The 15,038-nt window shown below is 65.1% G+C and carries 11 protein-coding genes; 10 read left to right on the top strand and 1 reads right to left on the bottom strand.

Annotation, left to right across the window (positions count from 1 at the left end; all coding sequences use genetic code 11):
* Positions 1 to 6 precede the first annotated feature (6 nt).
* The 10 genes from IVA91_RS03045 (at position 7) to IVA91_RS03000 (ending at position 12,371) form a co-directional block, all read left to right on the top strand.
* On the top strand, positions 7 to 780 hold the full coding sequence (locus IVA91_RS03045; protein WP_247278215.1) for an SDR family oxidoreductase: 774 nt from the start codon (positions 7 to 9) through the stop codon (positions 778 to 780).
* Positions 781 to 817: 37 nt separating this feature from the next.
* Positions 818 to 2,461 (top strand): FGGY-family carbohydrate kinase, encoded by a 1,644-nt coding sequence (locus tag IVA91_RS03040; RefSeq protein ID WP_247415377.1) that lies wholly within the window; start codon positions 818 to 820, stop codon positions 2,459 to 2,461.
* A 5-nt stretch (positions 2,462 to 2,466) separates the two neighbouring features.
* Complete coding sequence (locus tag IVA91_RS03035) at positions 2,467 to 3,402, top strand: carbohydrate kinase (RefSeq protein WP_247278214.1); 936 nt, start codon at positions 2,467 to 2,469, stop codon at positions 3,400 to 3,402.
* Between the two features lie 116 nt (positions 3,403 to 3,518).
* The gene (locus IVA91_RS03030) at positions 3,519 to 4,940 is read left to right on the top strand and encodes an amidase (protein ID WP_247278271.1); all 1,422 of its coding nucleotides are present in this window, start codon (positions 3,519 to 3,521) and stop codon (positions 4,938 to 4,940) included.
* Between the two features lie 81 nt (positions 4,941 to 5,021).
* Positions 5,022 to 5,972 (top strand): ABC transporter permease, encoded by a 951-nt coding sequence (locus IVA91_RS03025; protein WP_247278213.1) that lies wholly within the window; start codon positions 5,022 to 5,024, stop codon positions 5,970 to 5,972.
* Positions 5,969 to 6,856 (top strand): ABC transporter permease, encoded by an 888-nt coding sequence (locus IVA91_RS03020; protein ID WP_247278212.1) that lies wholly within the window; start codon positions 5,969 to 5,971, stop codon positions 6,854 to 6,856. Before IVA91_RS03025 ends, IVA91_RS03020 begins: the two co-directional genes overlap by 4 nt.
* A gap of 2 nt (positions 6,857 to 6,858) precedes the next feature.
* Entirely contained in the window at positions 6,859 to 7,872 is a 1,014-nt protein-coding gene (locus tag IVA91_RS03015) for an ABC transporter ATP-binding protein (protein ID WP_247278211.1), read from the top strand.
* Complete coding sequence (locus tag IVA91_RS03010) at positions 7,869 to 8,876, top strand: oligopeptide/dipeptide ABC transporter ATP-binding protein (RefSeq protein ID WP_247278210.1); 1,008 nt, start codon at positions 7,869 to 7,871, stop codon at positions 8,874 to 8,876. The genes IVA91_RS03015 and IVA91_RS03010 overlap by 4 nt, the downstream gene beginning before the upstream one ends.
* A 56-nt stretch (positions 8,877 to 8,932) precedes the next feature.
* A complete protein-coding gene (locus IVA91_RS03005) occupies positions 8,933 to 10,429 on the top strand; it encodes an ABC transporter substrate-binding protein (RefSeq protein WP_247278209.1) in 1,497 nt (498 codons plus the stop codon).
* Between the two features lie 292 nt (positions 10,430 to 10,721).
* On the top strand, positions 10,722 to 12,371 hold the full coding sequence (locus IVA91_RS03000) for an amidase family protein (RefSeq protein WP_249809004.1): 1,650 nt from the start codon (positions 10,722 to 10,724) through the stop codon (positions 12,369 to 12,371).
* Positions 12,372 to 12,641: 270 nt separating this feature from the next.
* On the opposite strand, the gene IVA91_RS02995 is transcribed toward IVA91_RS03000, so the two are convergent.
* Positions 12,642 to 14,414, bottom strand: coding sequence for an adenylate/guanylate cyclase domain-containing protein (locus IVA91_RS02995; RefSeq protein WP_247278207.1), 1,773 nt, complete (start codon positions 14,412 to 14,414; stop codon positions 12,642 to 12,644).
* Positions 14,415 to 15,038 lie beyond the last annotated feature (624 nt).

The raw sequence follows: 15,038 nt of genomic DNA, 5'->3' as shown, positions 1-15,038 counted from the left end.
ACGATCATGTACCTGGACAAATTCAAGCTGAACGGCAAGAGCGCGTTCATCACCGGCGGCGGGCAGGGCATTGGCCTTGCTTGCGCCGAAGCGCTGGCTGAGGCCGGCGCCAGGGTCGTGATCGGTGATCGCGACAGCAAGGTCGCCGACAGCGCCAAAGCCACCCTGAAGGCCAAGGGCTACGACATCGAGACCGCGATCATGGACGTCACCGATACCAAGCGCGTCGCGGAGGTCGCAAACGACCTCGTCGCCCGCCACGGCAAGGTCGACATCCTCGTCAACAATGCCGGCATCGCGCGCAGCGAGACGCCGGCCGAGACCGTCACCGACGAGCACTGGCTCAACGTCATCGACGTCAACCTCAACGGCACCTTCTGGTGCTGCCGCGAGTTCGGCAAGCACATGTTGAAGGCTAGAAGCGGTGCCATCGTCAATGTCGGCTCGATGTCTGGCTTCATCGTCAACAAGCCGCAGGAGCAGTGCTTCTACAACGCCTCCAAGGCCGGTGTGCACCATCTCACCAAGTCGCTCGCCGCCGAATGGGGCGCACGCGGCATCCGCGTCAACGCGGTGGCGCCGACCTATATCGAAACGCCGCTGAACGCCTTCGTGAAGAGCAATCCGAAAATGTACGACGCCTGGATCGGCGGAACCCCGATGGCGCGGATGGGGCAGGTCGAGGAGATCGCCTCCGTCGTGCTGTTCCTCTCGTCCGAGGCCGCAAGCCTGATGACCGGCAGCATCGTGCTGGTGGATGGCGGCTACACTTGCTGGTAGGCTTGCGTCAAAGCTGACGAAGCGACCGGGAGCGACAATGCCGCGAGCGTATATCGGCGTCGATGTAGGGACCACAAGCACGCGGGCAGGGGTGTTTGACGAAGCGGGCACGCTGCTCGCTCTGGCGCGACATCCGATCCGGACCTGGCACGAGGCCGGCGATATCGTTGAGCAGTCGTCCCAGGACATCTGGGACGCCTGCGCGACATCGGTACGCGCGGCGATGACGGAAGCTGGCATCACGCCCGATAGCGTCCGTGGCATCGGTTTCGATGCCACCTGTTCCCTAGTCGTCCTCGATAGGCAAGGCGAGCCACTCACGGTCAGTGGCTCCGGGGATAAGCAGCGCAACGTCATCGTCTGGATGGACCACCGCGCCACCGCCGAGGCGAGGCTGATCAACGAGACCGAGGATGCCGTGCTGCGCTATGTCGGCGGCTCGATCTCGCCCGAGATGCAGATGCCGAAGCTGCTTTGGCTGAAGCGGCATCTTCGGGCGAGTTTCGACGCCGCTGGTTACTTCTTCGATCTGGCTGATTATCTGGCCTGGCGCGCGACCGGCTCGCTCCAGCGCTCGACTTGCACCGTCACCTGCAAGTGGAACTACCTCGCACATGATGGCGGCTGGAGCGCGCCATTCTTCAAGCGCATTGGCCTGTCGGACTTCGTCAGCGAGACATGCGCGCGCATTGGCACCGAGATGGTCGCCCCCGGCACGCGGCTCGGTGCCGGTCTCACGCCCGCCGCGGCGGCCGAACTGGGCCTGTCGCCGGGCACGCCGGTCGGGGCGTCGCTGATCGACGCGCATGCGGGCGGCATCGGTGCGATCGGCGGCCGCGACGGCTCGGGCGGAGCAGCAGACGCATGCGATCGCCTCGCCTACATCATGGGGACATCGGCCTGCATCATGGCGACCACGAAGGAACCCTGTTTCGTGCCCGGCGTATGGGGACCTTACTACTCCGGCATGGTGCCGGACTTATGGCTCAACGAGGGTGGCCAGTCGGCCGCGGGCGCCGCGATCGATCACCTCCTCAAGTCGCATCCGGGTTTTGGCGAGGCGAGCGCGGCGGCGCGTAACGAGCGCCTCGACCTCATCGACTTCCTCGAGCGCCGCATCATCGCGCGCGCAGGCGATGCCAGCCGCGCCGCGCTGCTCGCGCGTGACGTGCATGTGCTTCCCGAATTCATCGGCAACCGTTCGCCCTACGCTGATCCTGACACGCGCGCGGTGATCGCCGGTCTCGATCTCGACACCGACATCGCTTCGATGGAGCGGCTATTCGTCGCCGGCCTCTGCGGGCTCGCCTATGGGCTCGCCGAGGTGATCGAGGCCTTTGCCGCGCATGGCGTTCGCTCCAGCATCATGATCATGGGCGGTGGGGCCAGCCGTAGCCCGCTGGTGCGCCAGATCATGGCCGATACGACCGGCCTCACGGTCGCGCTGCCGCAGACCAAGGAGCCGGTGCTGCTGGGTGCCGCGATGCTCGGCGCAGTGGCCGGCGGCGCCTATGCCTCGATCGGCGAGACCATGGCAAAAATGTCGGCGTTGGGACGCAAGAGCGAGCCGACCGCTCCCGATATGGCGGCGTTTCACGCCCGCAAGCGCGAGGTCTACAAGCTGCTACGCAACGTCGACCGCGGCAGCCGCGCGGCGATGAGCGACATCGCGAGGGGTTGAAACGGATGCTGATTGCCTGTGGCGATGCGCTGATCGATTTCGTGCCGACGCGAAGCACTGAGGGACGTGAAGCGGTAATGCCCGCGGTCGGCGGCGCCTGCCTCAACGTGGCCATCGGCATGGCGCGGCTGGGGGCGCCGACAAGTTTCGTCGGAGGCATCTCGACCGACTTATTCGGCCGCATGATCGCAGATCATGCCACCGTCTCCAACGTCGGCCTCGATCTCGCTACCCGCAGTGATCACCAGACCACGCTGGCTTTCGTCCGCATCGTCGCCGGCGAGTCGCATTACGCCTTCTACGATGCCGAGACCGCGACGCGGAACTGGACCTACCGGCGAGGTACGATTCCGTTCGATGCGGTGGACGCCCTCCATGTCGGTTCGACCACGCTGGTCAATGATCAGGGCGCAGCGGAGACGACGGCATTGGTCGCGGACGCGCGGGCGTCAGCAACCATCTCCTTCGATCCGAACTGCCGCCCCAATCTGGTCAAGGACAAGCCGGCCTATCTCGCGCGCATGGCCGGCTTCGCTGCCAGCGCCGATCTCATCAAGATGTCCGACGTCGATTTCGCCTATCTCTTCGGGGACGAGCCATATCAACAACGCGCGAGCGCGTTGCTGGGGCAGGGTACGAGCCTTGTCGTCATCACCCGCGGCAACGACGGCGCGGTCGCCTGGCACCCGGGCGCAGGACGGATCGAGGTCGCCGCGCCCAAGGTCGAGGTGGCCGACACGATCGGGGCCGGCGACAGCTTTCAGGCGGCGCTGCTGTTCGCTCTGCACAAGCAGGGTCGCATTGCCCGGCAAACCTTGAAGGACATCAGTGCCGACGAGCTCCGCCGCGCGCTATCCTTCGCCGCCAATTGCGCCGGCCTCACTTGCACCCGTCCGGGCGCCGATCCGCCCTGGAGCCACGAGGTGAGTTGGAGCTTGTAGCGATTGCCACCCCTGCGGTTGCCGCGATTCGGTGGACAATGGTTATGCGCCCGCGGAAATGGACAGGATAGACCCGAGCTGGCAAGGTCCGAGCGTCCATGACGCGGGGCTTCGATATGAGCAATGATCCCTGTTTTTTGTCTGCCACTGAACTGCGCGGCCTCTTTGCCGGGAAGCGGATCTCGCCGGTCGAGATCGTCCGCGCCGTGCTTGCGCGCGCCGAGGCGCTCCAGGTCGAATTGAACTGCTTCATCACCTTATGCGGCGACCAGGCGATCGCAGCGGCGCGCGAAGCCGAGCGCAAGATGATGACCGGCGAGCCCCTCGGCCTGCTGCACGGCATCCCCGTCACCGTCAAGGATATCGTCAACACCAAGGGTGTGAAGACCACCTTCGGCGCCGTTCCCTACAAGGACAATGTGCCGAACGAGGATGCCGTCGCGGTGGCGCGGCTGCGCAGCGAAGGCGCGATCCTGATCGGCAAGACCACGACGCCGGAATTCGGCAGCAAGTGCCTGACGGACTCGCCCTTGTTCGGCCGCACCCGCAATGCGTGGGATGCGCGCCGTTCCTCCGGCGGCTCCAGCGGCGGCGCGGCGGTTGCCGTTGCGAGCGGCATCGCGCCGCTTGCAATCGCGACGGACGGTGGCGGCTCGACGCGGATTCCGGCCGCCTGCAACGGCGTGGTTGGGCTGAAGCAGAGCAACGGCGTCGTCCCGCACAGCCAGGCGCTCGATGTGTTCGGCAACCAAACCTATGTCACGCCGACCACCCGCACCGTGGCCGACACCGCGCTGATGATGCAGGCGATGGCCGGCGAGGATCCTTGCGATCCCTGGTCGATCGGCGTCCCCGTGCCTGATTTCATCGGCACCGCCGCTCCGCACGGCGATCTGCGCGGGCAGAAGATCCTGTTCTGTGCTTCGCCGCCCGGACGTCCAGTGTCGCTAGACGTCGCGGCCAGCTTCAAGGCGAGCCTTGATCGGCTGGCGGAGCTCGGTGCCGAGCTTGAAGAGTTCTCCGGCGACGGCTTCGACATAGAGCCAATCTGGCGCGCGATCAACCACACGGTCTGGCGCACGCGCTTTGCAAAGCTCGCCGCAGAGCACGGGGACGAGCTGAGCGAGGCCTTTCTCAAGCAGCTCGCGCTCGCAAGCGAGGTCAGCGGCGTCGAATACCAGGACGCGATGTTCGCGCGCACCGCGCTGTTCCGCCGGGTGCAATCGTTGCTTGCGCACGGGCACCTGCTGGCGATGCCGACACTCACGCGCACGGCGCTGCCGATCGAGCAGGATTTGTTCGGCACCATCGAGATCGACGGCAAGCAGTTCGACAGCGTCCGGCCGCATTGGTTCCCCTGGACCATGCTATTCAACATGACCGGGCATCCCGCCGTCAGCCTGCCCTGCGGCTTCGGCCGTGACGGCCTGCCGATCGGGCTGCAGCTCGTCGGCCGCTTCCGCGGCGAGGCCGAATTGCTGCGCGTGAGCGCGCTGTTCGAGGCTTCAAGTGACCTTCTGTCCCGCTGGCCGGCCTGAGGCGACGGGCATGCGGCAAAGGGCTTGCCTCCGGCACCCGGACATGTTGATCGTGCCTGCTAGCCCTGAAGCCGAGCGCGCATGAGCGTCTTTGTCCTCCGACGTCTGTTGACCTTGCTGGCGACCCTGGTCGGCGCATCGCTGATCATCTTCCTGGTGCTCGACGCGCTTCCCGGCAACGCCGCGCAGATGCTGATGGGGGCCGACGCCTCGCCGGACGCAGTCCGCGCGCTCACCGTCAAGCTCGGGCTCGACCAGCCGCTGGCGGTTCGCTACCTGCAATGGATCAAGGGCCTCCTCGTCGGAGATCTCGGCAACTCCTATGTCTACGGCACGCCGGTCGCGAGCCTGATCGCGGAGCGGCTGGTGCTGACCATTCCGCTCGCGATCATGGCCATGACGATCACGGTGACGCTGGCGCTCTCCGCCGGCATCTACACCGCCGCCAACCACAACAAGCTTGGCGACGTCGGCGTGATGTCACTGACGCAGGTGGGCATCGCGCTGCCGAATTTCTGGTTCGCGATCCTCTTGGTCCTGTTGTTCTCGGTGCGGCTGCAATGGCTCTCGGCGGGCGGCTTTGGCGGCTGGGACGATGGCCTCTGGTCGGGCATCAAGTCGCTGCTGCTGCCGGCGATCTCGCTCGCGGTGGTGCAGGCCGCGATTCTCGCGCGGGTCACCCGCTCGGCCGTGCTCGAGGTGCTGCGTGAGGACTTCGTCCGCACAGCCCGTGCGAAGGGCCTCGGCAAGCGCGAGGTGCTGTGGCGCCATGTGCTGCGTAACGCCATGATCCCCGTGATGACCGTGATGGGGTTGCAATTCGCCAATCTGCTCGCCGGCACCATCGTGATCGAGAACGTGTTCTACCTGCCGGGCCTCGGCCGCCTGATCTTCCAGTCGATCGCCAACCGCGACCTGATCGTGGTGCGCAACTGCGTGATGCTGCTCGCGGCCATGGTCGTCATCGTCAATTTCGTGGTCGATGTGCTCTATGCCTTCATCGATCCCCGCATCAAGGTCCACGACCTGTGAGCGAGCCCCTCACCATCGACGCGCCGATTGCGACGCGGCCGCTGCCGGCTCGGACGTTCTGGCGCCGCGCGCTGCGCCATCGCAGTTTCGTGCTTGGCGGCGCGCTGAGCCTGCTGGTGCTCGCCTCAGCGCTGTTGTCGCTGGTGTGGACGCCGTGGTCGCCCTATGAGATCGACATCGCCTCGAAACTCCGGCCGCCGTCGGCATCGCACTGGCTCGGCACCGATTCCTTCGGCCGAGACATCGTCTCGCTGCTGCTCGCTGGCGCGCGTTCGACCATCATGGTCGGCATCATCGCGGTGAGCATCGGTCTCAGCTTCGGCGTCTGCCTTGGCTTGATCGCCTCGGCCAGGCGCGGCTGGACCGAAGAGATCATCATGCGCTTTGCCGATTTCAGCTTCGCCTTTCCGGCCGTGCTCTCGGCGATCATGCTCGCCGCCGTGTTGGGACCGGGCATGGTGACCTCGATCGTCGCGATCGGTATCTTCCAGATCCCGACGCTGACGCGGCTGACGCGCGGTTCGGCCAACGCGATCTGGGCGCGCGAATTCGTGCTGGCCGCGCGCGCGGCAGGCAAGGGGCGCTTCCGCATCACGATCGAGCACGTGCTGCCCAACATCCTGTCGATCCTGATCGTGCAGGTCACCATCCAGTTCGCGCTTGCCATTCTCGCCGAAGCCGCACTGTCCTATCTCGGCCTCGGCACGCAGCCGCCGCAGCCGTCATGGGGCCGCATGTTGAACGATGCGCAGACGCTGCTGTTCCAGTCGCCGATGCTCGCGGTCTATCCCGGCGCTGCGATCGCGATCGCGGTGCTCGGCCTCAATCTGCTTGGTGACGGATTGCGCGACCTGCTCGATCCCAGACTGGCGCGGGAGCGGTAATAATGGCTGATTCCGCAACCATGCCATTGATCGAGGTCGCTAATCTCGGCGCGCGCCTCAACACCAGCCGCGGGCCGGCGCAGGCCGTGCGTGGCGTCAGCTTTGCCCTTAAGCGCGGCGAGACGCTCGGGCTCGTCGGCGAATCCGGCTGCGGCAAGTCGGTCACGGCGTTATCGCTGATGGGGCTGCTGCCAGACAGCGCGGTGGTCGGCGGCAGCATCAAGCTGGATGGCAACGAGCTCGTCGGGCTTTCGGATGCGGATTATTGTCGCCTGCGCGGCAACCGCATCAGCATGATCTTCCAGGAGCCGATGACCGCGCTCAATCCGATGCACACGATCGGCCACCAGGTCGCCGAGCCGCTGCGGCGTCACAAGAAATATTCGGCGTCACAGGCGCGGCGCGAGACCATCGCCTTGCTCGACCGGGTCGGGCTGCCCGATGCTATCAGGCGCGTCGACGCCTATCCGCACCAGTTTTCCGGCGGCCAGCGCCAGCGTGTCACCATTGCGATGGCGCTCGCCTGCGAGCCGGACCTCTTGATCGCGGACGAGCCGACCACCGCGCTCGACGTCACCATCCAGGGCCAGATCCTCGACCTCATCGCTGATCTCGTCGAGGAGCGCGGCATGTCGATGATCCTGATCTCGCACGATCTCGGTGTCATCGCCGAGAACGTGCAGCGCATGATGGTGATGTACGGCGGCACCGTCGTCGAGAGCGGACCGACCGACGAGGTGTTCCGGCGCATGGGGCATCCCTATACGCAGGGCCTGTTCCGCGCCCGGCCGAAGCTCGGTGCGCGCAAGGGGACGCGGCTGAAGACGATCTTGGGCACAGTGCCGGAGCTCGCCGATTTGCCGTCCGGCTGCACCTTCTCTGATCGCTGTCCCCTGGTGATCGATCAGTGTCGTGCCGCGTTGCCGCCGATGGTGGACGTCGGACCTGGCCATGGCGTGCGTTGCATCAGGACCGACGTATCGATGGCCGAACGCGTCGGAGCGCTGATCGCATGACCGCCGCCGGATTGCTTCTCGAGGTGAAGGATCTCGAGCAGCGCTATACGCTGCCGCGCGAAAGCCTGTTTCGCCCGCCGGGGCAGGTGCGCGCGCTGAACGGCGTGAGCGTGCAGGTCGCCGCGGGCAAGAGCCTCGGCGTCGTCGGCGAATCCGGTTCCGGCAAGTCGACCTTCGCGCGGCTGGTGATGGCGCTGGAGCGGCCGACGTCAGGGCAGGTCGCGCTGCTCGGCTGCGATCTCAACCGCATCTCTGCCGATGAACTGCGCCGTGCCAGGCGTGATTTCCAGATGGTGTTCCAGGACCCTTACGGCTCGCTGGATCCGCGCCAAACCATCGCCCGCATCGTCGCCGAGCCCCTCACCGTGCTGGAGGAGGCGGATCGCACCAAATTCCGCGAACGCGTCGCCGCAGTGCTGCGCCAGGTCGGCTTGCGCGACGCCGACATGGACAAATATCCGCACGAATTCTCCGGCGGGCAGCGCCAGCGCATCGCCATTGCGCGTGCGCTGATCACCCAGCCGAAGCTGATCGTCGCCGACGAGCCGGTCTCCGCGCTCGACGTCTCCGTGCAAGCGCAAGTGTTGAACCTGATGCAGGACCTCCAGGAGCAGTTCGGTCTCAGCTACATCCTGATCAGCCACGATCTCGCCGTCGTCGACTATCTCTGCGACGAGGTTGCGGTGATGTATCTCGGCCGGATCGTCGAACAGGGCCGGCCGCAGGACCTGTTCGAGCACTGCGCCCATCCCTATACGCGCGCGCTCTTGGATGCCGTGCCGCGGGCACGCGCCGGCGGCGGCCGGCGGCGGCGCGGGGCCCAGGCGGCCGCCTCGCAATCGGCGGCGGCGACCGGATGCCCCTACGCCGCGCGCTGTGCCCTCGCTGACCAGCATTGCCGCGCGATCCTGCCTGAGTTACGCAAGGTAGGCGAGGGGCACCTTGCCGCCTGCCACAAGACGGAGGCGGTGATGGCGTTGCCCCGGCCGACCCTGGAAGGTTAGTCTCCAGAGCAGGATTGGCGTAGGCTTGAAGAACAGAGATGGCCGGGGAGTTGCGCATGTTCAGGAAATTATCGATCGTTGCATTCGCCGCCGTGCTTGCCGCAGCGCCGTTGCCGGTGCTGGCGCAGAGCAAGAAGGACAGCGTCGTCATGGCGATGGCGCTGGAGCCGCCGGGTCTCGATCCCACCAACGCCGCCGCCGCCGCGATCGCCGAGGTCACGCTCTACAACATCTATGAGACGCTGACCAAGATCAACGAGGACGGCTCCGTCTCGCCGCTGCTGGCCGAAAGCTGGAGCGCCTCGCCGGACCTGAAGACCTATACGTTCAAGCTGCGCAAGGGCGTCAAATTCCACAACGGCGAGCCGTTCGATTCCGCCGCGGTGAAGTTTTCGTTCGAGCGTAACGCCGTGCCGACCAGCACCAACAAGGACAAGAGCCTGTTCCAGAGCTTCGAGTCCGTTGCGGCGCCCGACGCCGACACGATCGTGATCACCCTGAAGAATTCCGAGCCGAACCTGCCGTTCCTGCTCGGGCAGGCCAGCGGCTCGATCGTCGAGCCGAAGAGCGCTGCCACCAACATCACACAGCCGGTCGGCACCGGGCCTTACCAGTTAGGGGCCTGGGCCAAGGGCTCCTCGATCACCCTGAGCAAATGGGCCGACTATCGCAACGCCGCGGCGATCAAGCTGTCCAAGGTGACGATCCGCTTCATCTCGGATCCGGCGGCGCAGATCGCCGCGCTGCTCTCGGGCGACGTCGATGCGTTCCCGCGCGTGTCGGCCCAGCGCAGCATCGCTCAGTTCAAGGCCGATCCACGGTTCACGGTGCTGGTCGGCGGCTCCAGGGCCAAGACCATCGTCGCGATCAACCACCGCAAGAAACCGCTGGACGACGTCCGCGTCCGCCGCGCCATCCTCGCCGCGATCGACCGCAAAGCGATGATCGACGGCGCCGTCGACGGTTTCGGCACGCCGATCGGCAGCTTCTACGTGCCGGGCGCGCTCGGCTATGTCGACACCACCGGCATCAATCCCTACGATCCCGAGAAGGCCAAGAAGCTGCTCGCCGAGGCCGGCGTCACCACGCCGCTGGAGCTTTCGCTGAAGCTGCCGCCGCCGTCCTATGCGCGGCAGGGCGGCGAGATCGTCGCGGCCCAGCTCGCCAAGGTCGGCATCGTCGCCAAAATCGAGAACGTCGAATGGGCGCAATGGCTGTCGCAGGTGTTCGCCGGCAATGGTCCGCACAATTTCGAGCTCACCATCGTCAGCCATGTCGAGCCGTTCGACCTCGTCAAGATTACCGAGCCGGACTACTATCTCGGCTACAACAACGAAGCCTTCAACGCGCTCTACAAGCAGATCGTGTCCACGCCGGATGAGGCGGCTCGCGCAAAACTTCTCGGTGACGCCCAGCGCATGCTGGCCACCGACGCCGTCTCCGCCTACCTGTACCAGCCGCAGCTGATCACCATCACCAACAAGAAGCTGAAGGGCGTCTGGAAGGACGTCCCGCAATACGAGAATGATTTCTCGACCTGGTATTGGGAGTAAGGGCCGGCTCAAGTCGAGCCTGTCGCTTCCAATTTGACCTCTTCCCATCGGGAAGAGGTCAATCGTTTGGCGTGTCCAAAACAAAAACCTGAAAAACAACCCCATGCACAGTAGGCGTGGATAGTCATTTCAATGGTTTACGCGTTGCGCGGTTCGGTGGTCTGCGCGATGCGCTCGGACGTTGACCCGTCGGGCAAAACACTGGCAATATATCATCATCGCGGCCTCATGGTTCGGGACGCACCGTCAGGCGAGGCACGCCGTGAAGAAGCCATCCTGCCGCGACGCTGGCATGGTCGCGGCTGCCCCTAGCGGCGAGGCGACGACCCCTCTGAAGCTCGACGATGCGCCACTGAGCAATATCGCTCAGGCGCTGGCCAGTGGGCAGGTCACCGCGACGGCGCTGACCAAAGCCTACCTCGCGCGCATCGAGGCCTACGATCGCGGCGGACCCGCGCTCAACGCCGTGCGCGCGCTCAATCCCGACGCGCTCGCGATCGCGGGCAAGCTCGACACCAGCAGACCGTCGGCCAGGCGGCCGCTGGCGGGCATCCCGATCCTGGTGAAGGACAACATCGCGACCGGAGACAAACAGCCGACGACGGCGGGCTCGCTGGCGCTGGAAGGCGCGCGCGCCCGGGACGATGCCACGATCGTCAAGCTGCTGCGGGACGCGGGCGCAGTGATCCTCGGCAAGGCGAACCTGACCGAGTTCTCCAACATGCTCGCGGTCGACATGCCCGGCGGCTACTCGTCGCTGGGTGGTCAAGTGAAGAATCCTTATGGGCCGGCGCTGATGGGCGAGCATGGCATCCCGATCCTGACTCCCGGAGGCTCGAGCGCGGGTTCGGCGGTGGCGGTGGCGGCAGGCCTGTGCGCAGCTTCGATCGGCACCGAGACCTCGGGCTCGCTGCTGTTCCCCGCCAGCCTGAACGGCCTCGTCACCGTCAAGCCGACCGTCGGGCTGATCAGCCGTGCCGGTATCGTGCCGATCGCGCACAGCCAGGACACTGCAGGGCCGATGACGCGCACCGTGCGCGACGCGGCGATGCTGCTGAACGTGCTGGCGGCCAAGGACCCGCTCGACCCGGCCACGCAAAAGCAGCGGCGGCCTGCCGATTATACTGCGGGCCTCGCGCGGGATACGATGAACGGTGCGCGCATTGGCGTGCCGAGCGACCCGGCCGACCCGCTGAACGATTGCTTCTACGGCAAGCTGCTGCCCGACAGGATCAAGGTCATGACCGAGACGATCAAGGTGCTGGAGGATCTTGGCGCCGTCATCGTGCGCGCCAATATGCCGACGCTCGGCTGGATCGGCGGACCGGGCACCACCATGGCCGTGCTCAACCGCAATCCGTTGAGCGAGCAAAAAGGTACTGTCGCAAGGCCGCCGGTCGTCTTCCTCTATGAGCTGAAGCACGACCTCAATCTCTATTTGAACACATGGGCCACAAACACGGACATCAAGAGCATCGCCGACATCGTGGCCTTCAACGAAGCGAACGCGGAGAGGGCGCTGCGTTTCGGCCAAGATCATTTCCTCGCCGCCGACATGACCAGGGGCGATCTCAGCGAGCGCGAGTACAAATCCGCGCGCGCCATGGATCTGCTCTCGGCCAAGACGCGCGGCATGGATGCCTACATGAACGAGCACAAGCTCGATGCGGTGCTGTTCGCAGGCGCCACCGGCGCCGCGATCGCCGCGAGGGCAGGCTATCCCAGCGTCATGGTGCCCGGAGGCTTCATCTCGGGAACGATCGACGGCAAGGACACGCCAGACTATCCGCTCGGCGTCACCTTCGCAGGCCGTGCCTGGAGCGAGCACAAGCTGCTGCGTCTGGCCTACGCCTATGAGCAGGCCTCCAACAAGCGCAAGCCGCCGCCCGGCTTGCTGGCGCCTTGGACCTCACCGGCAGACACCCGATCAGCCTTGCATTGATGAATTGGATCGCTGCTTTCGATCGTAACGCGGACACCCGGGCCCGTCCGCTGGTGCCGCCTTTGTGACCCAACTGAGACATTGGCGCAGAGCTTCTGTCTCGCATCTTGCGTTTAGGAGCACGGCGGCTCTTCGCTCGCCCCGGCTGCCTCATCGTGGATGGCGACACCCTCCAAAATCGTCCGCCTATCGGTGCAGACCGGAAGTGACTAGCGGGCAGCCAGAACAACGCTTTTGACCCGATGCAGACAGGACCGTCTCGCTGCGAGCCTATCCTTCCGGCACACCTGCCAAGCTTAGGCCCTCGTAAATGCGCTCGCGCTGGGCCAGGAAGGTCGGGTTTTCACTGCGCCGCTCGTTGCGAAATCTAGCGACGGTAAAGTTCGGGTCCAACCGAAGCCCGGCATTCCGCGCCTCCCGCGCCTCCGTAGCGCGACCGCTGAGCGCTGAGGCCGCGGCCAGGAAAAAATGCGGCATGGCAACATTAGGATTTATTTCGACTGATCTGCGCAGCCGGTCTAGGGCTGAATCGAGCCGGCCGAGGAAGAGGTCGGCGATCCCAAGCAGGGCAAGCCAGCGATCCAGTCCGGGATCGCGGGGGCTCAGCCGGATTGCGTTCATGAGATCGGCTTCTGCCTCTTCCGCGCGTCCGAGTAGCACCTTCATGAAGCCTGCGTCGGCATGGGCCCAGGCCAGATTGCGATCCAGCGCGATTGCGAACTCAAGCTCGCGCAGCGACCGCTCCGTCGCGCCCGAGACATGCAGGACATTGGCGTGTACGAAATGGGCCAGCGCGTTGCCCGGAGCAAGCGTCAATGCCTGAGTGATCGCGGTATGGGCGATACGTAGCTGTTCCTCGCGATTGGTCGAGGCAAAGGTGCGAAGTTCGTTGCCATGATAGAAGGCGAGACCGACCAACGCCTCGACATTGCGAGGGTCCAACCTGAGCGCCGCGTCGAACAGGTCGCACGCCGCGCGGTCGCGGCGCAGCGACAAGGGTTGGTTGAGGATTGCCCAGCCGCGCATCGCCAAGTCTACGGCATCCATGTTGTTCGGCCGTTCGCGCTCGGCCCGGCGGCCTTCCGCGGCAACGAGCTGGATGCCCACGGTCCGGGCGAGGCGCGTGGTGATCTCATCTTGCATGTCGAAGATATCGGCGCGCGGCTTGTCGAAGCGTTCGGCCCAAAGGTGCGCGCCGGTTTCGGTGTCGATGAGCTGCGCGTTGACGCGTACGCGGTCGCCGCCGCCCTGCACGCTGCCTTCCATCACGTAGCGCACACCAAGCTCGCGGCCGATTACGCGGACGTCGACTGGCTTGCTTTTGAAGGTGAAGGCGGTGTTGCGAGCTATGACGAAGGCTCCAGGAATGCGCGACAGGTCGGTTGTGAGACTTTCAGTGATACCGTCGACGAAGTAGTCCTGCTCGCTGTTGCCATCGAGGTTGACGAAGGGCAGGACCACGATGGAGAGCCGCGGTGCGATGGCCGTGTGCGGCGCCGTTGCTGCGGCGCGCATCGGTGAAAGCGAATAGACCTGCACCGGCTCGGCGATGTTCTTCAGTTGCTGCTGGCCGCGATCTTGTGCGGCGATGTCCATTTTGCCACGTACTTGGTGATAGGCCGCACTAGACAGGCAGATACCACCAGGCTCGGCAATCTGCTCCAATCGCGCCGCCACATTGACCCCATCGCCCATGAGGTCGCCATCGTCCTCCACGACCACGTCGCCAAGGTTGATGCCAATGCGGAACTCGATACGCCTATCCGGTGCTAAGCCGGCGTTGCTCTCGACCATAGCCCGTTGCACATCGACCGCCGAGCGAACTGCATCCACCACCGAGGCGAACTCGGCCAGCAAGCCATCTCCGGTGGTCTTGACGATGCGTCCGCGATGGGCCGCGATAACAGGATCGATCAAGCTCTTGCGGATGACTCGGAGGCGATCGAGCGTACCTTCCTCGTCAGTTGCCACCAGCCGACTATAGCCGACTGCATCGGCCGCGAGGATCGTGGTCAACCGTCGGTTTGGCCGCTCGATCGCCAAGTTTCCCTCCTGGATCGATCGAGGCCAGTCTACGCATTTAGTTGCAGGTGCCAAGGGATTTGACATGAGGGAGCGGTCGAGGTGTCTGATCCTGCTCCATAGCGTCGCCGGGCTGGTTCGCTAGCGTCGGCTCATGAAGACGGACCGGATTCAGCCGGCCAAGCGGCTAAACGGCGCGGATGACTCGAAGCAGACAGGCGGGCCCCTTAGGTGAGTGATTGCCGCGGCCGACGCGATCCTTCGCCTCCGTCAGCCGTCGCGCAATTCCGATGCTCTGCAAGCGCTAAATAGAGGGGCCGCGCCGACGCCGACTCCGCTTTCGGGCAAAGCCTTATGTCCGGTTGTGGCCAGGAAGCGGACGTAAGGTCACCCATCGCTAGGCTGCTGTGGATAGTGGTTGGCGCGTGAGTCGATTCATTTGGAAGAATAACCTTTTTCGCAACTACCAAAGCGTGTGTGGCAAAGTGAGGGAGTAACCGGGAAGCCGAACTGTCCAGAGTGAGGCCCGCGACGAGGGAGCTGCGCCGCAAGGGCATTGAACGTTTGGAACCCTCATGCGTTAGCCGCACGGATGAAGGCCGGATGGACCATCCGGCATGACGACGCGGCCACGGAGTTCGGTTC

Origin of the sequence: Bradyrhizobium sp. 153, assembly GCF_023073835.1 — a bacterium.
Lineage (GTDB): Bacteria > Pseudomonadota > Alphaproteobacteria > Rhizobiales > Xanthobacteraceae > Bradyrhizobium.
This window is presented reverse-complemented; position numbering and strand designations above follow the sequence as displayed.